At 73.8% G+C, this 18,380-nt stretch carries 17 protein-coding genes; 11 read left to right on the forward strand and 6 right to left on the reverse strand.

Annotation, left to right across the window (positions count from 1 at the left end; genetic code table 11):
* Window positions 1-73 precede the first annotated feature (73 nt).
* Both ACTWO6_RS12325 and ACTWO6_RS12330 read right to left on the reverse strand, forming a co-directional pair.
* Window positions 74-757: a response regulator gene (locus tag ACTWO6_RS12325; RefSeq protein WP_446219760.1), complete on the reverse strand. Its 684-nt coding sequence runs from the start codon at window positions 755-757 to the stop codon at window positions 74-76.
* Complete coding sequence (locus ACTWO6_RS12330; RefSeq protein ID WP_446219761.1) at window positions 754-2,340, reverse strand: ATP-binding protein; 1,587 nt, start codon at window positions 2,338-2,340, stop codon at window positions 754-756. The genes ACTWO6_RS12325 and ACTWO6_RS12330 overlap by 4 nt, the downstream gene beginning before the upstream one ends.
* A 135-nt stretch (window positions 2,341-2,475) precedes the next feature.
* Between ACTWO6_RS12330 and ACTWO6_RS12335 the strand changes: the two genes are divergently transcribed.
* Window positions 2,476-3,870 (forward strand): cation:dicarboxylate symporter family transporter, encoded by a 1,395-nt coding sequence (locus tag ACTWO6_RS12335; protein ID WP_446219762.1) that lies wholly within the window; start codon window positions 2,476-2,478, stop codon window positions 3,868-3,870.
* A 133-nt stretch (window positions 3,871-4,003) separates the two neighbouring features.
* Here ACTWO6_RS12335 and ACTWO6_RS12340 read toward each other — a convergent pair whose 3' ends face one another.
* On the reverse strand, window positions 4,004-4,345 hold the full coding sequence (locus ACTWO6_RS12340; protein ID WP_446219763.1) for an NIPSNAP family protein: 342 nt from the start codon (window positions 4,343-4,345) through the stop codon (window positions 4,004-4,006).
* A gap of 247 nt (window positions 4,346-4,592) precedes the next feature.
* Here ACTWO6_RS12340 and ACTWO6_RS12345 point away from each other — a divergent pair, with 247 nt between their 5' ends.
* Entirely contained in the window at window positions 4,593-5,630 is a 1,038-nt protein-coding gene (locus ACTWO6_RS12345; protein ID WP_446219764.1) for an aminotransferase class V-fold PLP-dependent enzyme, read from the forward strand.
* Window positions 5,631-5,669: 39 nt separating this feature from the next.
* On the opposite strand, the gene ACTWO6_RS12350 is transcribed toward ACTWO6_RS12345, so the two are convergent.
* A complete protein-coding gene (locus ACTWO6_RS12350; RefSeq protein WP_446219766.1) occupies window positions 5,670-6,842 on the reverse strand; it encodes an acyl-CoA dehydrogenase family protein in 1,173 nt (390 codons plus the stop codon).
* A gap of 172 nt (window positions 6,843-7,014) precedes the next feature.
* Between ACTWO6_RS12350 and ACTWO6_RS12355 the strand changes: the two genes are divergently transcribed.
* Genes ACTWO6_RS12355 through ACTWO6_RS12365 form a run of 3 tightly spaced genes read left to right on the forward strand, consistent with a single transcriptional unit; the run spans window position 7,015 to window position 10,241 of the window.
* Window positions 7,015-7,680 (forward strand): TetR/AcrR family transcriptional regulator, encoded by a 666-nt coding sequence (locus tag ACTWO6_RS12355; protein WP_446219767.1) that lies wholly within the window; start codon window positions 7,015-7,017, stop codon window positions 7,678-7,680.
* A 45-nt stretch (window positions 7,681-7,725) separates the two neighbouring features.
* Window positions 7,726-9,168, forward strand: coding sequence for an aldehyde dehydrogenase family protein (locus tag ACTWO6_RS12360; protein ID WP_446219768.1), 1,443 nt, complete (start codon window positions 7,726-7,728; stop codon window positions 9,166-9,168).
* Window positions 9,165-10,241 carry an alcohol dehydrogenase catalytic domain-containing protein gene (locus ACTWO6_RS12365; RefSeq protein ID WP_446219769.1) on the forward strand — a complete coding sequence of 359 codons (1,077 nt, stop codon included), beginning with the start codon at window positions 9,165-9,167 and terminating at the stop codon, window positions 10,239-10,241. The genes ACTWO6_RS12360 and ACTWO6_RS12365 overlap by 4 nt, the downstream gene beginning before the upstream one ends.
* On the opposite strand, the gene ACTWO6_RS12370 is transcribed toward ACTWO6_RS12365, so the two are convergent.
* On the reverse strand, window positions 10,225-11,172 hold the full coding sequence (locus ACTWO6_RS12370) for a TetR/AcrR family transcriptional regulator C-terminal domain-containing protein (protein WP_446219770.1): 948 nt from the start codon (window positions 11,170-11,172) through the stop codon (window positions 10,225-10,227). The two genes, ACTWO6_RS12365 and ACTWO6_RS12370, sit on opposite strands and share 17 nt — an antisense overlap.
* Before the next feature lie 190 nt (window positions 11,173-11,362).
* Between ACTWO6_RS12370 and ACTWO6_RS12375 the strand changes: the two genes are divergently transcribed.
* The 6 genes from ACTWO6_RS12375 (at window position 11,363) to ACTWO6_RS12400 (ending at window position 17,555) form a co-directional block, all read left to right on the forward strand.
* Window positions 11,363-12,562 carry an FAD-dependent monooxygenase gene (locus ACTWO6_RS12375; protein WP_446219771.1) on the forward strand — a complete coding sequence of 400 codons (1,200 nt, stop codon included), beginning with the start codon at window positions 11,363-11,365 and terminating at the stop codon, window positions 12,560-12,562.
* A 348-nt stretch (window positions 12,563-12,910) separates the two neighbouring features.
* Window positions 12,911-13,672: an ABC transporter ATP-binding protein gene (locus tag ACTWO6_RS12380; RefSeq protein ID WP_446219772.1), complete on the forward strand. Its 762-nt coding sequence runs from the start codon at window positions 12,911-12,913 to the stop codon at window positions 13,670-13,672.
* Window positions 13,659-14,351, forward strand: a complete 693-nt coding sequence (locus tag ACTWO6_RS12385) for an ABC transporter ATP-binding protein (protein ID WP_446219773.1) — start codon at window positions 13,659-13,661, stop codon at window positions 14,349-14,351. Before ACTWO6_RS12380 ends, ACTWO6_RS12385 begins: the two co-directional genes overlap by 14 nt.
* 45 nt (window positions 14,352-14,396) lie before the next feature.
* Window positions 14,397-15,653, forward strand: coding sequence for an ABC transporter substrate-binding protein (locus ACTWO6_RS12390; RefSeq protein ID WP_446219774.1), 1,257 nt, complete (start codon window positions 14,397-14,399; stop codon window positions 15,651-15,653).
* 7 nt (window positions 15,654-15,660) lie between these two features.
* Window positions 15,661-16,542, forward strand: coding sequence for a branched-chain amino acid ABC transporter permease (locus ACTWO6_RS12395; protein ID WP_446219775.1), 882 nt, complete (start codon window positions 15,661-15,663; stop codon window positions 16,540-16,542).
* Entirely contained in the window at window positions 16,539-17,555 is a 1,017-nt protein-coding gene (locus ACTWO6_RS12400; protein ID WP_446219776.1) for a branched-chain amino acid ABC transporter permease, read from the forward strand. Before ACTWO6_RS12395 ends, ACTWO6_RS12400 begins: the two co-directional genes overlap by 4 nt.
* A 232-nt stretch (window positions 17,556-17,787) precedes the next feature.
* Here ACTWO6_RS12400 and ACTWO6_RS12405 read toward each other — a convergent pair whose 3' ends face one another.
* Window positions 17,788-18,345 carry a TetR/AcrR family transcriptional regulator gene (locus tag ACTWO6_RS12405; RefSeq protein ID WP_446219777.1) on the reverse strand — a complete coding sequence of 186 codons (558 nt, stop codon included), beginning with the start codon at window positions 18,343-18,345 and terminating at the stop codon, window positions 17,788-17,790.
* Window positions 18,346-18,380 lie beyond the last annotated feature (35 nt).

Raw genomic sequence — 18,380 nt, forward strand, 5'->3', positions numbered from 1 at the left:
CCGGTCGTCTAGTCGTACGCGGGCGCCGCGCCCCGCGGCGGCGCGGCGCCGGACGATCAGCGCCGGCCGCCGGTCACACCGGCCGGTACTCAACCTCCGGCCGGCCCGGGGTGCCGTAGCGCGACGTGCGCACGGCGCGGTCGATGGTCACCAGGTATTCCAGGTAGCGGCGGGCGGTCACCCGGGAGATCCCGGTCCGCTGGCTCACCTCGGTCGCGGAGAGCCCCGTCCCCTCCCTGAGGGCGGACAGCACCCGGTTCAACGTCTGCACGTCCAGCCCCTTGGGCAGGGTGTGCTGCGCCGCGCCGCGCAGGGTGGCGAACATCCGGTCCACCTCGTGCTGGGCGGCGACCTCACCGCCGGCGAGCGCCTGGCGCCGGTAGTCGGCGTACCGCTCCAGCTTGTCGCGGAACGCGGCGAAGGTGAACGGCTTGAGCAGGTAGTGGGTCACCCCGAGGGAGACGGCGGTGCGGACCACCGCCAGGTCCCGGGCCGAGGTCACCGCGAGCACGTCCACGCTGCTGCCCGCCGCCCGCAGGGCCCGGCAGACGTCCAGGCCGTGCAGATCGGGCAGCCGGAAGTCCAGCAGTACGAGGTCCACGCCCTCGCCCGCCCGGTGCCGCAGCGCCGCCATCGCCTCCCGCGCGGTGTGCGCCACCCCGACCACCACGAAGCCGGGCACCCGCTCGGTGTACGCCTTGTGCGCCTCCGCCAGCAGCGGCTCGTCCTCCACCACCAGCACCCGGATGTCGGTCACGACCGGCCCTCCGGGATCGGCAGCCGGACCGTGAACACCGTCCCGCCGCCGTCGGCGGCGGCCACGTCGCAGCGGCCACCGTGCCGCCGGATCACCTGCCCGACCAGCGCCAGGCCGAGACCGCGGCCGGCGCTCTTGGTCGACCAGCCACGCCGGAACGCGTCCGCGACCCGGTCGGGGTCCAGCCCCGGTCCGTTGTCGCCGACCCGGACGACGATGTCGTCGTCGACGGTGCCGACGAAGACGCGTACCCGCCGCGGCGGCTCGCTGCCGGCCACCGCCTCCAGCGCGTTGTCGACCAGGTTGCCGACGACGGTGAGCAGGTCGGCGGTGGGCAGGGGGCTGTCGTCGAGGCGGCAGTCCGGTTCGATCACGAGGTCCACGCCGCGCTCGCCGGCCCGCGCCGACTTGCCGAGCAGCAGGGCGGCCAGCGCCGGCTCGGTCACCGCGCCGACGACGCGGTCGGTGAGCTGCTGGGCCAGCTCGAGGTCCCGGGTGGCGAGCCGGACGGCCTCGTCGGCGCGGCCCAGCTCCACCAGGGTCAGCACGGTGTGCAGCCGGTTGGCCGACTCGTGGGTCTGGGCCTGCAGGGCCTCGGTCAGCGCGCGTACCGAGTCCAGTTCGCTGGCCAGGTTCCGCAGCTCGGTCTGGTCGCGCAGGGTCAGCACGGTGCCGAGCGCGGCCCCCTCGAACCGCGTGGTCCGCTGGTTGGCCACCAGCACCCGGTCGCCGGCCAGCACCGGCTCGTCGTGCGCGTCCCGCCCGGAGGCCAGCAGCTCCGCCACGGCGGGCGGCAGGTCGATCCCGGCCACCGGCTGGTCGGTCACCGCCGTGTCCTCGTCCAGCCCGAGCAGCCGGCGCCCCTCGTCGTTGACCAGCGCCACCCGGCGGTCCCGGGTCAGCACCACCAGCCCCTCCCGGACCGAGTGCAGGACCGCGTCGTAGTACTCGTACATCCGGGTCATCTGGGCCGGTCCGAGGCCGTGCGTCTGCCGGCGGAGCCGGCGGCTGAGCAGCCAGGAGCCGGTGGCCGCGAGGGCGAGCGCCGGTGCGGCGGCGTACAGCAGCACCGGGACCTGGGCGAGCAGCTTGCGGTTGATCGCCTGGGTGGTGATGCCGACGGAGACCAAGCCGATGATCCGGCGGTCGTCGCCGTACACCGGCACGACCGCGCGCACCGACTCGCCGAGCGTGCCGACGTTGGTGACGGTGAACGGCTCACCGGCGAGGGCGGGGCCGATCTCCCCGATGAACGGCCGTCCGATCAGGGTGGGGTTGGGGTGCGAGTACCGGGTCCGGTCGGGGGCCATCACGACCACGAAGTTCGTTCCGGTCGCCACCCGGATCGACTCCGCGTACGGCTGGAGGGGAGTGGCCGGATCGGGGGAGGTCAGGGCGGCGCGGACGTCGGGGGAGCGGGCCACGGTCTGCGCCACGGCGAGCACCTCCTCCTCCGCCGCCTGCCGGGAGTCGCTGCGGGCCAGCCAGACGGCGCCCGCCGCGCCGGCGAGCACGAGCAGGGTCACCACCACGGCTTGGAGGGCGAACAGCTGCCCCGCGATGCTCCACTGCCGTCGGGCCACGTCCCCCTCCTTCCGTCCGGTCGTCGTCCGCAAGTGTGGCGCACCCGTCCGGCGCCCGTTTCGGCCGCGAGTCACGGGGGTGAACAGAATGAACGCAAGGATGCCTTGTGTTGAGACGCGCTTCACATTGTGGGCATGGACACCACCACACCCACCCCCGTGGTCGCCCGGCCCGCCCGCCGGGACCGGACCCGTTACCTCTACCTGGCGGTCATCGTGGCCGTCGCCGCCGGCATCCTGGTCGGCCTCGCCGCCCCGGAGTTCGGTAAAGAGCTGAAGCCCCTCGGCACCGGCTTCGTCAATCTGATCAAGATGATGATCGGGCCGGTCATCTTCTGCACGATCGTCCTCGGTGTCGGATCCGTCCGGCAGGCGGCCAAGGTCGGGAAGGTCGGCGGTCTCGCCCTCGGCTACTTCCTGGTCATGTCCACCATCGCGCTGGCCATCGGCCTGGTGGTCGGCAACGTCATCCACCCCGGCGCCGGTCTGAACCTGGGCCCGGACCTGGCCGGCGCGGGCAAGGCCGCCGCCGGTGGCGAGAGCGGCGGGACCGTGGACTTCCTGCTCGGCATCATCCCGACCACGCTCTTCTCCGCGCTCACCGAGGGCGAGGTGCTCCAGGCCCTGCTGGTCGCCCTGCTGGTCGGCTTCGCCGTGCAGGCCATGGGCACGCGCGGCGAGCCCGTGCTGCGGGCCGTGGGGGTGCTCCAGCGGCTCGTATTCAAGGTGCTGGCGATGATCATGTGGGTCGCCCCGATCGGCGCGTTCGGGGCGATCGCCGCGGTGGTCGGCGCGACCGGCGTGGACGCGCTGAAGAGCCTGGCCCAGGTCATGCTCGGCTTCTACGCGACCTGTGCGATCTTCGTCTTCGTGGTGCTCGGCACGCTGCTCTGGCTCGTCGCCCGCGTCTCGATCTTCTCGCTGCTCCGCTACCTGGGTCGGGAGTTCCTGCTCATCTTCTCCACCTCGTCGTCGGAGTCGGCGCTGCCCCGGCTGATCGCCAAGATGGAGCACTTCGGGGTCAGCAAGCCGGTCGTCGGCATCACCGTGCCGACCGGCTACTCGTTCAACCTCGACGGCACGGCGATCTACCTGACCATGGCGTCGCTCTTCATCGCCGACGCGCTGGGCAAGCCGATGTCGATCGGCGAGCAGATCGGCCTGCTGGCGTTCATGGTCATCGCCTCGAAGGGCGCGGCCGGGGTGACCGGCGCTGGCCTGGCCACGCTGGCCGGCGGCCTGCAGTCGCACCGGCCGGACCTGGTCGACGGGGTGGGGCTGATCGTCGGCATCGACCGGTTCATGTCCGAGGCCCGGGCGCTGACCAACTTCGCCGGCAACGCGGTCGCCACCGTGCTGGTCGGCACCTGGACCGGCGAGTTCGACCGCGACCAGGCCCAGGCGGTGCTCAGCGGCCAGCGTCCGTTCGACGAGGCCACCATGCTCGACGAGGACGAACCGGCCGAGGATCGGCCCGCGGACGGCGAGCCGGGCCAGCGGCCCCCGGCGCTGGCCGGCGCGCCGGCCTGAGCCGGCCGGTCGAGGATCACCCTGCCACCCGGGGTCGCGCCGGTTTCCGGTGCGCCCCGGGTGCGGCGGTCGCCCCCATACCGGGCCGGGCGCCGCTGCCCCTGTCCGGGGAACGGTCGCCGGGGCCCGAGGTTCAGGACCGGCGCGGCCGGAGCACATCGACCGACTGTTCGGCGGTCTCCAGCACCACGGTGTGGTAGCTCTCGATCCGGGAGAGGATCGCCTCGCGCGGGCCGTCCCGCCAGGCGTCGCTGCCGTAGAACGCCTCCTCCCGCTCGTCGCGGACCGCGAGGGAGGGGAAGGCCCGGATCAGGTACGCCTCCTCGTGCCCGTCCTCGCGGACCAGGGACGCTCCGGCGGCCACCACCCGGATCCCGAAGCGTGCCAGCAGCGGCGCCGCCTCCTGGCGCATCAGCCGGACGAACTCGTCGATGGTGCCGGGCTTGAGGCGGTAGGTGCGGATCTCGAGAATCATCGCCGACCTCCGGAGTGGATGACAGGCCGACGTTAACCGGCACGCACCCGGCGCCACCAGGCGGTGGCTACCCGCCGATGGTGTCCAGGTCCACGACCTCGTCGGCCGGCAGCTTCAGGTCGGCCGCGGCCCTGACCGGATCGCGGACCGCCCCCGGGACCGCCCCGGCCCGCCGGGGGTGGTGCGCGGGCCGCGGGGTGTGGATTGGCCGTTCCGGTCGGCGACGGGCCTGGCTAGCGTCGGCGCCATGGAGCTGGGAGAGGCGCAGAAGCTGTGGCAGCCGGAGCCGGGCTGGCTGAACACCGCCAGCTACGGGCTGCCGCCCGAGCCGGCCTGGACGGCGCTGCAGGAGGCGCTGGCCGACTGGCGGGTGGGGCGGATCTCCTGGGAGGGGTGGGGCGGGTCGGTCGATCGGTCCCGGGCCGCGTTCGCCGCCCTGGTCGGGGTGGCGGCGGCGGACGTGGCGATCGGCAGTACGGCGTCGCAGCTGCTCGCCCCGGTGGCGGCCGCGCTGCCGCCGGGGGCCACGGTGGTGGTCCCGGAGATCGAGTTCACCTCGAACCTCTTTCCCTGGCTGGTGCAGGAGCGGCGGGGCGTCACGGTACGCACGGTCCCGCTGGCCGGCCTCGTGGACGCGATCGACGCGGACACCGACCTGGTCGCGTTCAGCCTGGTGCAGTCGGCCGACGGCGCGGTCGCCCCGTACGACGAGATCGTCGCCGCGGCCCGGGCGCACGGCGCCCTCGTCGCGGTGGACGCCACCCAGGCCTGCGGCTGGCTGCCCTTCGACGCGGGCCGGGCCGACGTGGTGGCCGTCGCCGCGTACAAGTGGCTGATGGCGCCGCGCGGCGCCGCCTTCGCCTACCTCGCCCCGGCGCTGCGCGACCGGCTGCGTCCCGACGCCGCCGGCTGGTACGCGGGCGCCGACCCGCACGCCTCCTACTACGGTCCGCCGCTGCGGCTGGCCGAGGACGCCCGGCGCTTCGACATCTCCCCGGCGTGGTTCTCCTACGTGGGCGCGGCGCCCGCGCTGGAGCTGCTCGGCGAGATCGGGCTGCCCGCGGTCCGCGACCACGACGTCGCCCTGGCCAACCGGTTCCTCGCCGGGCTGGGCCGGCCGCCGGGCGAGAGTGCGATCGTGACCGTCGAGGTGCCGGGGGCGGAGGAGAAGCTGGCGCGGGCCGGGGTGCGCGCGGCGGTCCGCGCCGGCCGGGTCCGGGCCGCGTTCCACCTCTACTGCACGGAGGACGACGTCGACCTGGCGCTCGACGCGCTGACGAGCTGAGTGGGTGCTCCCGCCCCGGGACCGGGCGGGAGCACCCGCTCAGGCCAGGTGGCCGCCGATCTTCGTGTACCCGCGCAGCAGGTCACGGGAGATGATCAGCCGCTGCATCTCGTCGGTGCCCTCGAAGATCCGGTAGAGCCGCACCTGCCGGTACCAGCGCTCGATCGGCAGCTCCCGGGTGTAGCCCATGCCGCCGTGGATCTGCAGCGCCCGGTCCACCACCCGGTTGACCATGCCGGCGCCGTAGAGCTTGCCCATCGAGGAGGCGTGCCGCGGGTCCAGGCCCTGGTCCACCGTCCAGGCGGAGCGCAGCACCAGCCAGCGGGCCGCCTCCAGCTCGGTCTCCGAGTCGGCGATCATCCACTGGATGGCCTGGTTGGTGCCGATCTTCGCGCCGAAGGTCTCCCGCGTGTTGGCCTGGTCGATCGCCATCTGCAGGACCCGCTCCGCGATGCCGATGGCGTGCGAGGGGATGGTGTAGCGCCCCTTGCCGATCCACTCCATGCCCAGCGCGAAGCCCCGGCCGACCTCGCCGAGGATGTTGCGGTGCGGCACCCGGACGCCGTCGAAGATCAGCGACGCCGGGCCGCCCTCGCCCATGGTCTGGATGAACTCCGACCGCCAGCCCATCGCCCGGTCCACCAGGAACGCGGTGGCGCCGCCGTTGCGGGCGCCCTTCTCCCGGTCGGTCACCGCCACCACGATCGCGAAGTCGGCGTCGTTGCCGTTGGTGATGAACGTCTTCTCGCCGTCGAGGATCCAGTCGTCGCCGTCGCGGCGGGCCGACAGCCGGATGTTGGCCGCGTCGGAGCCGGCGCCCGGCTCGGTGATCGCGAAGCAGGAGATACGTTCCCCCTCGATGGTGGGGAGGAGGAACTCCCGCTTCTGCTCCTCGGTGGCGTGGAACAGGATGTTGTCCGCCTCGCCGCCGAAGCGGAACGGCACGAAGGTGCGGCCCAGCTCGGTCCAGATCAGCGACTGCATGACCGCGGGCAGATCCATCCCGCCGTACTCCTCCGGGGTGGCCAGCCCCCAGAAGCCGAACTTCTTCGCCTTGAGCTGGAGTTCCCGCAGCTCCGAGCGGTCGAGGCCGGGCTGGTGGGCGCGCTCGCGGCGGAGCACCTCCTGCTCCAGCGGCATCACCTCGCGGCTGATGAACGACCGGACGGTGTCCCGAACGGCCCGTTCCTCGTCGGTCAGTGAGAAGTCCACGGTGGTCCCCCTGCGTTGGCGCGGCGATGGGTCGCCCTCAAACTAGCGGTGTAAGTTTTAGTCCGTCCAGACCCCACGTCCCACCCGACGGAGGACGGGCCGCCCCGGGCGGCGCGGCTAGGGTGCACGGGACCGCCGGTGAACCGGCCAGGCCCACGAGGGAGAGACACCGGTGCCCCGACCCCGACAGGCTCTGCTCACCCGGGACCGGATCGTGGCCACGGCGCTCGCGCTGATCGACGCCGACGGGCTCGGCGCCGTCTCCACCCGGCGGTTGGCCGCCGCCCTCGGCGTCCAGGGCCCGTCGCTCTACAACCACTTCGCGACCAAGGACGCCATCCTCGACGCGGTGGCGGACAGCGTCACCGCCACCGTGGACACCGGCTTCTTCGCCCGGCTCGACTGGCGGGAGGCGCTGCGCCGGTGGGCCTGGTCGTACCGGGAGGCGCTCTCCGCGCACCCCAACGTCGTGCCGTACCTGGCCCAGGGGCCCGGCCGGCGGCCGGCCGCGCTCGCCATGGCCGACGCGGTCTACGGCGGCCTGGTCCGGGCCGGCTGGCCGCCCGCCCGCGCCACCCACATCGGGGCGGCGCTGCGCTACTTCGTCGCCGGTTCGGCGCTCGGCTCGTTCGCCCGGGGCTTCGTCGAGGACCCGGCGCTGTACGCCGCGCACTACCCGCACCTGACGCAGGCGCACCGGCTCGCCGGGCGCCAGCGCAGCGTCGACGAGGGCGCCTTCGCCCTCGGCCTCGACGCGCTGCTGCACGGGCTAGCCGCCGAGTACGAGCGGACCGTCGGGCCGCTCGCCCCGCTGGAGCCGACCGGCCGTTCGGAGTAGCGTCCAAACTCCCAGCGCTAGTTTCCCGCCCCCGCGAAGGACGACATGGATCTCGCCGCCGCGCCGCCCGCCCTCCTGGTCCGTCACCACCTGCACGTCGCCGGCGAGTGGGTCGACCCCACCGGGCGCGACACCATCCCCGTCGAGAACCCGGCCACCGCCGACACCGTCGGCCAGGTCCCCGCCGGCACCCCGGCCGACGTGGACCGGGCCGTGGCCGCCGCCCGGGCCGCCTTCCCCGGCTGGGCGGCCACCGCCCCCGCCGAGCGGGCCGCCCACCTGGACCGGCTGCACGCCGCGCTCGCCGCGCGCGCCGACGAGATCGCCCGGACCGTCGCGTGGGAGCTGGGCACCCCGCTCAAGCTCGCCGCCCGGGTGCAGACCGGCCTGCCGCTGACCGTGCTGCGCAGCATGGTCGAGCTCGCCGCCCGGCCGCCCGCCGAGGAGACCGTCGGGAACTCGCTGGTGGTCCGCGAACCGGTCGGCGTGGTCGGCGCGATCACCCCGTGGAACTACCCGCTGCACCAGGTCGTCGCCAAGGTCGCCCCGGCCCTGGCGGCCGGCTGCACGGTGGTGCTCAAGCCCAGCGAGCTGACCCCGCTGACGGCGTACCTGCTCTTCGACGCGATCACCGAGGCCGGGCTGCCGCCGGGGGTGGTCAACCTGGTCCCGGGCACCGGCCCGGTGGTGGGCGAGGCCCTCGCCGCCCACCCGGACGTGGACCTGGTCTCGTTCACCGGCTCCACCGCCACCGGCCGCCGGATCGCCCACCTCGCCGCCGACCGGATCGCCCGGGTCGCCCTGGAGCTCGGCGGCAAGTCGGCCAACCTGATCCTCGCCGACGCCGACCTGGCCACCGCCGTGAAGGTCGGGGTCGGCAACGCCTTCCTCAACTCCGGCCAGACCTGCACCGCCTGGACCCGCATGCTGGTCCACCGCGACCGCTACGACGAGGCGCTCGAGCTGCTCGCGGCGGCCGTCGGGGGGTACCGGCTGGGTGACCCGTTCGACCCGGCGACCCGGTTGGGTCCGCTGGTCTCCGCCGCCCAGGCCGAGCGGGTCCGCGGGCACGTCGACCGGGCGCTCGCCGACGGGGCGCGGCTCGTCGCCGGCGGCCCGGACGCCCCGCTCCCGCCCCGCGGCCACTTCGTCGCGCCGACCGTCCTCGCCGACGTGCACCCGGACAGCGCGCTCGCCCAGGAGGAGGTCTTCGGCCCGGTCCTCGCCGTCATCCCGTTCGCCGACACCGACGAGGCGGTCGCGATCGCCAACAACTCCCGCTACGGGCTGGCCGGCGCGGTCTGGTCCGCAGACGAGGAGGCGGCGCTCGCGGTCGCCCGGCGGCTGCGCACCGGGCAGGTCGACGTCAACGGCGGCGCGTTCAACCCGCTCGCCCCCTTCGGCGGCTACCGGCAGTCCGGCCTCGGCCGCGAGCTGGGCGCGTACGGCGTCGACGAGTTCCGCGAGATCAAGGCGATCCAGCGATGAGGGCCCTGGTGGCCCGTGGCCCCGGCGCGCCGCTGCGCGTCGAGGAGGTACGCCTCCCCGCGCCCGGCCCCGGCGAGCTGCGCGTCCGGATCCGGGCCGCCGGCATCTGCCACTCCGATCTGTCCATGGTGGACGGCACGCTGGCGCCCGCGTACCCGCTGGTGCTCGGGCACGAGGCGGCCGGCGTGGTCGCCGAGGCCGGCCCCGGGACCCGGCTGCCGGTCGGCACCCCGGTGGTGCTCAACTGGGCGCCGGCCTGTCGGGACTGCTGGTTCTGCCGCCACGGCGAGCCATGGCTCTGCGCCGCCAACACGGCCCCGGCGGTGGCCCGCGGCGAGACCGCCGACGGCGACCCGCTGCACGTCACCCTCGGGCTCGGCGCCCTCGCCGAGGAGGTGGTGGTGCCGGAGCACGCCGCCGTCGCGGTCCCCGCCGGGCTCCCGCCCGAGCAGGCCGCGCTGCTCGGCTGCGCGGTGCTGACCGGCACCGGCGCGGTCCGCAACACCGCCCGGGTCGCCGCGGGCGAGTCGGTCGCGGTGATCGGCCTCGGCGGGGTCGGGCTCGCCGTGCTCACCGCCGCCCGGGCCGCCGGCGCGACGCCGATCCTCGCGGTCGACGTCGCCGAGGCCAAGCGCGGCCTGGCCCTGGCGGCCGGCGCCACCGACTTCCTCCGCTCCGACGACCAGCTGTCGAAGGAGGTGCGCACGCGCACCGAGGGCCGGGGCGTCGACCACGCCTTCGAGTGCGTCGGCCGGTCCGCCACAATCCGGGCGGCCTGGCGGATCACCCGGCGCGGGGGAGCGGTCACCGTGGTCGGCATGGGCGCGAAGGACGACCTGGTCAGCCTCGCCGCGCTGGACATCTTCCACTCCGCGCGCACGCTGCGCTCCTCGGTGTACGGCTCCTCCGACCCGGACCGGGAGGTGCCCGAGCTGGCCCGGTCGCTCGGCGACGGCACGCTGGACCTGCGCCCGCTGGTCAGCGGCACCGTCGGACTGGACGAGGCGCCGGCCGCCTTCGACCGGCTGGCCCGCGGCGAGGGGGCCCGCTGGGTGGTCACCTTCCCCGGGTGATCCCCTCGATCAGGGTGGTGTAGCCGTCCAGCAGGCTCCGCAGACCGAACGCGAAGACGCTGTCCAGGTCCAGGTCCACGTCCCCCTCGGCGAAGAGCCCCGCCATGGTGGGGTAGCGACCGTCGGCCATCATCCGCTGGAACTCGGTCCCGTGGCGCTCCACCCACTCGTCGTCGGTGAGGCCGGTGTCCTGCTCCGAGCGGGCCCGCGCCTCCAGGTTGGTGCCCATGCCCCGGACGTACGCCATCAGCGTGAGGGCGAGATGCCAGCGCAGGTGCCGGTCGAGGCCCAGGTCGGCGGTCGCGCGCAGCGCCCACTCGGTGTGCGTCATGCCGCGCGGCATCGGCTGCGGCCGGGAGATCGAGATGACGTGCGGCAGCCAGGGATGCCGCCGGTAGATCGCCCACTGCGCGCGGGCGAGCAGCTCCAGGCGGGCCCGCCACCCGGCCGGCCGGACGACGGGCAGCGGCGCGTCCGCCAGCGTGGCGTCGGCCATCGCCAGGACCAGCTCGTCCCGGCCGCGCACGTGCCGGTAGAGCGACATGGTGGCGACCCCCAGCTCGGCGGCGACCTGCCGCATGGAGACCGCGGCCAGGCCGCCCGCGTCGGCGAGCGCGATCGCGGTACGGATCACCCGGTCCCGGGTCAGCTCCGGCTCCGGCCGGTCGGCGGCGCGTCGCGCCCCGGGCGTCGCGGTGCGGCCGGGAGCGACGACGGTGCCCGCCCCCGGTCGGGTCAGCACCAGCCCCTCGGCGCGGAGCAGGGCGAGGACCTTGGTGGCGGTGGCGATGGCGACCCCGTGCTCGCGGGTGATCCGCCGGGCCGAGGGCACCGGGTCCCCGGGCCGCAGCTCCCCGAGGTCGATCCGGCGGCGGATCTCCGCGGCGATCCGCCGGTACGGCGGCTCCGACCCGGGCGCTGTGCTGGGCATGGCGACACCTCCGGCGCGGAGCGTACTAGTACGACCGGCGGCGGAACCCGCCTGCCCGGCGCAGCGTACTAGTTCGCGGCGAGCGCGGGCGTCACGGCCGAACCTACCGTTCACCGCGCGGGGGCACCCCCTCCGACCGGGTCCGGCGCCGCCGGACTGACGGTGTACGCACGACCGTTGGAGCGCCTCGATGGACGACAGGACCGTGCTCATCTCCGGCGCCGGCATCGCCGGCCCCGCCCTCGCCTTCTGGCTGCGCCGGTACGGCTTCCGCCCGACGGTGGTGGAGCGGGCCCCCGGCCCGCGCCCCGGCGGGCAGGCGGTCGACGTCCGGGGGACCGCCCGCGAGGTGGTCGACCGGATGGGGCTGACCGCGGGGGTCCGCGCCGAGTGCGTCGCGGAGCACGGGATGGCCTACGTGAACGCCCGCGGCGAGGTGACCTGCCGGATGCCGGTGCACGCCTTCGCCGGTGAGGGCATCGTCGCGGAGATCGAGATCGAGCGGGGGGACCTGGGCCGGCTGCTGTACGAGGAGACCCGCGACGGGGTCGAGTACCTCTTCGACGACTCGATCGAGACGCTGACCGAGACCGGCGACGGGGTGCGGGTCACCTTCGAACGCTCCGCCCCGCGCACCGTCGACCTGGTGGTGGGGGCCGACGGGATGCACTCCCGGACCCGGGCGCTGGCGTTCGGGCCGGAGTCGGCGTACGTCCAGCCGCTCGGGGCGTACCTGGCGTACTTCGGCACGCCGTACCCGGACGACGACGGCTGGTTCCTGATGCACAACGCCCCCGGTGGCCGGGTGGTGGGGACCCGCCCGACCCGGCACGGCCGGACCAGCGCGCTGTTCAGCTTCGTCTCTCCGCCGCTGGGGCTGGACCGGCGGGACGTCGCCGGCCAGCAGCGCCTGCTCGCCGAGCGCTTCGCCGACGTCGGCTGGCGGACCCGGGAACTGCTGGCCGTCATGGCCGACGCCCCGGACTTCTACTTCGACCTGTACGGGCAGGTGCGGGCGGACCGGTGGAGTGCCGGCCGGGTGGCGCTGCTGGGCGACGCGGCCTGGTGCCCGTCCCCGCTGACCGGGCAGGGCACCAGCCTCTCCCTGGTCGGCGCGTACGTGCTGGCCGGCGAGCTGGCCGCCGTCGGGGGCGACCACACGGTCGCGTACCGCCGGTACGAGGAGGTGCTGCGGGCGCACGTCCGGCGCGGCCAGGAGGTGCCCGGTGGCGGGATCTCGGGCTTCCTGCCGGCCAGCCGCGCGGCGATCCGGTTGCGGGACGCGTCGATGCGGGCGATGACCTCCCGCCCGCTGCGCCGGCTCACCACCCGGCTCTTCTTCAGCCAGGCCGACGGCCTGCCCCTGCCGGAGTACGCGGTGGCCGGGTGAACCCCGCGCGGGGTCGGCCGGCGTGCCCCGGCCGACCCCCGCGTCCGGCGGCCAGGTGCAGCGGCGGCCGGCGTTCACGCAGGCGGTGCTCCGTACCGCCCCTCGCGCAGTCAGGTGGCCGGGCCACATGGGAGCGCTCGCCCGACCCGCCCACTCGCCACCGTCGATCCGCCCCGACCGGCCGCGCGATGACGGACATGTCGGCCGACCCCGCGTCGACCGGCTGGAAAGTGTGGGGGACCGACATGGCTCGACTCGGCCGGTGCACCGTAGGTTTCCTCCACGCGACGGCCCTGTGACCCCGATCACCGACCCGGCCGTCGCCGGACACCTGCGGAGGATGTGGCGATGGCCGGGCAAGCGCTCCTGTCGGCCCGCGGGCTGACCCGCGACTTCCGGGGCTTCCGGGCGGTCGACGGCGTCGACCTCGACGTGGCACCGGAGTCCGTGCACGCCCTGGTGGGCCCGAACGGCGCCGGCAAGACCACGCTGTTCAACCTGCTCACCGGGTTCCTGCCACCGACCGCCGGGCGGATCGAGCTGGCCGGCCGGGACGTCACCGGCCTGCCCCCGGAACGGGTCGCCCGGCTCGGCGTGGCCCGCTCGTTCCAGATCACCAGCCTCTTCCCGCAGCTCGGCGCCCGCGAGCACGTCGCGCTGGCGTTGCAGTCGTCGAGCGGGCTGGGTTGGCGGTTCTGGCGCTCGGCGAAGCTGATGGACCGCTACCGGGAACGCGCCGACGAGCTGCTGGCCATGGTCGGCCTCGCCGAACTGGCCGAGGCTCCCGCCGAGGCGCTGGCGTACGGGCGCAAGCGGGCCCTGGAGCTGGCCATCGCCCTCGCCCTCGACCCGAAGGTGCTGCTGCTCGACGAACCCACCGCCGGGATGGGGCTGGAGGACGTCGACCGCACCGTCGACCTGATCGCGAAGGTCCGGAAGGGTCGGACCGTGGTGATGGTCGAGCACAACATGAGCGTCGTCGGGCGGCTCGCCGACACCGTCACCGTGCTCCAGGCCGGCAAGGTCCTGGTCGAGGGGCCCTACGAGCAGGTCCGCGCCGACGAGCGGGTCATCACCGCCTACCTGGGAGCCGCTGATGCTGCGCATTGAGAACCTCTCCGCGTTCTACGGCGAGGCGCAGGTGCTGCGGGAGGTGAGCCTCGAGGTCGCCGCCGGCGAGGTGGTCACCCTGGTCGGCCGCAACGGCGCCGGCAAGTCCACCCTGCTGCGCTGCGTGATGGGCCTGCACTCCGGGCAGCGCGGCACCGTCACCCTGGACGGCCGGGACCTGACGAAGCTGCCGGCGTACAAGCGGGCGCGGCTCGGGCTCGGCTGGGTCCCCGACGACCGCGGCGCGTACGCCACCCTCACCGTCACCGAGAACCTGACGCTGCCGCCCCGGGTCGGCCCCGACCCGTGGCCGCTCGAACGGGTCTACGAGGCGTTCCCCGCCCTGTACGCGCGGCGCGACTCGGCGGCCACCATGCTCTCCGGCGGCGAGCAGCAGATGCTCGCGCTGGCCCGGGTACTGCGGATGGGCGCTCGGCTGCTGCTCTGCGACGAGCCCACCGAAGGGCTCTCCCCACTGCTCGTGCAGCAGGTCGGCGACCTGCTGCGGGAGGCCAAGCAGCACGGGGTGACCGTGCTGCTGGTCGAGCAGAACCTGCACTTCGCCACCGGCGTCGCCGACCGGCACTACCTGCTGGCCGAGGGACGCATCGCGGAGGCGATGGACAACTCCGAGGTGCGCTCGCGGGAGCGCGAGCTGCTGGCGTACCTCGGGATCTGAATTATTTCGACGGCTGACCCGCGCGGACCGCGCGGTACGAAAGGGATGGACATGCGTAGGAGCGTGGGTGTGGCCGCCGCGTCGGCGGCGGTGCTGCTGGTCGCCGGCTGCGGCGGCGGTGGTCCGCAGTCCGGCGGCGACCAGAAGCTGACCGGCGACAAGATCGTGCTGGGGGTCCTGAACGACCAGTCCGGGGCCTACTCGGAGCTGTCCGGCAAGAACTCGGTCAAGGCCGTGGAGCTGGCCATCGCCGACTTCAAGGCGAAGTACGGCGACAAGGCGGTCACCAAGGACATCACCGTGGAGACGGCCGACCACCAGAACAAGCCGGACGTGGCCAACAGCAAGGCCGCCGAGATGTACGACCGCAAGGGCGTCGACATCATCCTCGACGTGCCGACCTCCTCGGCCGCCCTCAAGGTCGCCGACGTGGCGAAGGAGAAGAAGAAGCTCTACTTCAACATCGGCGCGGCGACCACCGACCTGACCGGCAAGAGCTGCAACAAGTACACGTTCCACTACGCGTACGACACGTACATGCTGGCCAACGGCACCGGGAAGACCACCACCGAGCAGGTCGGCAAGAACTGGTACATCCTCTACCCGAACTACGCCTTCGGCCAGGACATGGAGAAGAGCTTCTCCGCGGCGATCGCCCAGGCCGGCGGGCAGGTGGTCGGCAAGGACGGCGCGCCGTTCCCGAACACCACCGGGGACTACTCGTCGTTCCTGCTGAAGGCGCCCACCCTCAACCCGAAGCCGCAGGTGCTCGGCACCATGCAGGCCGGCGCGGAGCTGGTCAACGTGGTGAAGCAGTACAACGAGTTCAAGCTCCGGGACAAGGGCATCGGGCTGGCCGTGGGCCTGATGTTCATCACCGACATCCACTCGCTGACCCCGGCGGCCCTGGCCGGCACCACCTACACCGACGCCTGGTACTGGAACTTCGACCAGCAGAACCGGGAGTTCGCCGACCGGTTCCAGAAGGAGACCGGCACCCGGCCGTCCTTCGCCCACGCGGCCAACTACTCCGCCGCGATGCAGTACCTGGAGGCGGTGCAGGCCGCCGGCACCGACGACGCCGACACCGTGGTCAAGGGGCTGGAGGGCAAGGAGATCAACGACGTCTTCCTGCGCAACGGCAAGATCCGCGCCGAGGACCACCGGGTCATCCACGACGCGTACCTGGCCCAGGTGAAGCCGCAGGCCGAGGTGACCGAGCCCTGGGACTACGTCAAGATCCTCAAGACCATCCCGGCCGCCGAGGCGTTCCGCGCCCCCTCGGCCGACTGCAAGATGTGACGGGCTGATGTCCGGTTTTGCGCAGAACACGTTCAACGGGTTGGTGAGCGGGGCGTTCTACGCCCTGCTCGCCCTCGGGCTAGCGGTCATCTTCGGCATGCTCCGGGTGGTGAACTTCGCCCACGGCGCCTTCTACATGCTCGGCGCGTTCGGGGCGTACGTCCTGCTCACCGAGGCGGGCGTGCCGTTCTGGGCGGCCCTGGTGATCATGCCAGTGGCCCTCGCCGTGCTCGGCATGGCGCTGGAGCGGGCGGTGATCCACCGGCTGACCCGGCTCGACCCGCTCTACAACTTCCTGCTCACCTTCGGCCTGACGCTGATCCTGCAGGACCTGGTGAAGTCCCGGTACGGCATCCAGTCCAGCCCGTACGCCACGCCGTCCGCGCTGAGCGGCTCGGTGGACTTCGGGCTCTTCGAGTTCCCGACGTACCGGGTCTTCATCCTCGGCTTCACCCTGCTGCTCTGCGTCGCGGTGTGGTGGGTGCTGGGGCGGACCCGGATCGGCATGGTGGTCCGGGCGGCCACCGAGCGGCCCGAGCTGACCCGGGCCTTCGGCATCGACGTGGGGCGGTGGGTCACCCCGGTCTTCGGCTTCGGCATCGGCCTGGCCGGCCTGGCCGGGGTGCTCGCCGCGCCGATGCGGGCGGTGAACCCGCTGATGGGCGCGGACCTGATCATCGTGGTCTTCGCAGTGGTGGTGATCGGCGGCCTCGGCTCGATCTTCGGCTCGGTCGCCGCCGGCTTCGGCATCGGCCTGGTCCAGGCCTGGGGCGAGGCGTACCTGTCGGAGTTCCCGATCGTGTCCCAGACCGTCGTCTTCGTGGTGATGGCCGTGGTGCTGCTCTGGCGCCCGGCCGGCCTGTTCGGCCGTGAGGAGGCACCGGCATGACCAGCGCCGTCGACACCCCCGCCGACGCGGCCCGGCCGGTCCCACCGTCCGGCCTGGTCGCTGTCGCCCGCGCCCCGGGCTGGGTCCGGTACGCGCTGCTCGCCGCCGGCCTGCTGGTGGCGTTCTGGCTGCCCAACGGCCTCTACCCGGCGGTGGCGGTGGACATCCTCTGCTGGGCGCTCTTCGCCGTCTCGGTGGACCTGCTGCTCGGCTTCACCGGGCTGATGTCCTTCGGGCACGCCGCGTTCTGGGGCACCTCCGCGTACGTGACCGGCCTGGTGGCGATCCACGCCGGCCTGCCGTTCCCGGCGGCGGTGCTGGCCGGCGCGCTCGCCGCGGCGCTGCTCGCCGTGCCGATCGGCTACCTGGCGGTCAAGCGCACCGGGATCTACTTCGCGATGGTCACCCTGGCCTTCGCGCAGCTGGTCTACTACGTGGCCAACGAGTGGCGCTCGGTGACCCGGGGCGAGAACGGGCTGCAGGGCGTGCCCCGGGAGTTCTTCGGGGTGGACCTCACCGACGACTACTACTTCTACTACGCGATCCTGCCGATCGTGCTGCTCGGGCTGGCCGCCGCCTGGCGGATCGTGCACTCGCCGTTCGGCCGGGTGCTGGTCGGCATCCGCGACAACCCGGCCCGTGCCCGGGCGCTCGGCTACCCGGTGCACCGGTACAAGCTGACCGCGTTCGTCCTCTCCGGCTTCATCGCCGGGCTGGGCGGCGGGCTCTTCGCCGTCAGCCACCGCTTCGTCTCCCTCGACGTGCTGCACTGGACCACCTCCGGCAAGGCGGTGATCGTGGTGGTGCTCGGCGGCATCGGCACCCTTTGGGGCGGCGTGCTCGGCGCGGCGATCGTGGTCCGGTTGGAGGACTGGCTGTCGTTCTCCGGGTTCGAGGCGATCGGCCTGGTCACCGGCGGCATCTTCGTGCTCGTCGTCCTGCTGTTCCGGCGGGGGATCTGGGGCACGGTCGCCGCCCTGGCCAGACGGTGGGGAGCCGCCCGCAGCCGATAATTTCTTCCACCGGCGTATCCGGACGCCGCCGTCCCGACGGACCCCCTGGTAGTGAACGTCTACCCGGGGGTACGTCTGGTGTTGACGGAGCCGCGCAGACCTCGGTCACCGGCCGCGCGTAACGCACTCTCCGCCGCCGTCGGGGCCTGCCTCGCCCCGCCCGCGCCGAGGTGACGAAGCGCCCCGGGCTGCGCCGGGCCGTGACCGCCGGGCGGTGGAGGGTCGCCGCCGATCAGCGGGGCAACAGGCCGCGGAGCAGCGCGCCGATCGCCGCTTCCGGGTCGAAGTCGTCCTCCGCGTATGCGAGCTGGTTGCTGAACAGCCCGTCGATGAGGCTCAGCAGCATCCGGAAGTGGGCCGGCGGATCGGCGGAGCCGAGCCCGGCGACCAGTGGCACGCCCCACTCGGCCAGTCGCTCCCGTCCGATGCCGATCTCGCGGCGCAGCTCGGGGTGCACGGCCGCCTCGATGAAGAGCGCGTGCCGGGCCAGCACGATCACCCGGCCCTCGCCGGTGAGTTGGCGGATGAGCCGACCGAGCACCGCGACGAACGCGTCGACGTCACCGGGCGGCAGCTCCGTGGCGAGCTGGTCCCAGGCGGCCGTCTCCACCTCCACGAGGCGGCCGAACACGCCGGCGACCAGGGCGTCGCGGGTGCGGAACTGGTTGGACGTCGAGCCCTCCGGCAGGCCGGCCTCGACGTCCACCGCCCGGTGGGTGAGCTGGCGCGGCCCCCGGGTGCCGAGCACCCGGATCGCCGCGTCGAGCAGGTGCTGTCGCCGATCCGCCACACCGGTCACACTACAGGCGTAGTCGGGCTGACTAC

It is taken from the genome of Micromonospora sp. IBHARD004, assembly GCF_052814115.1.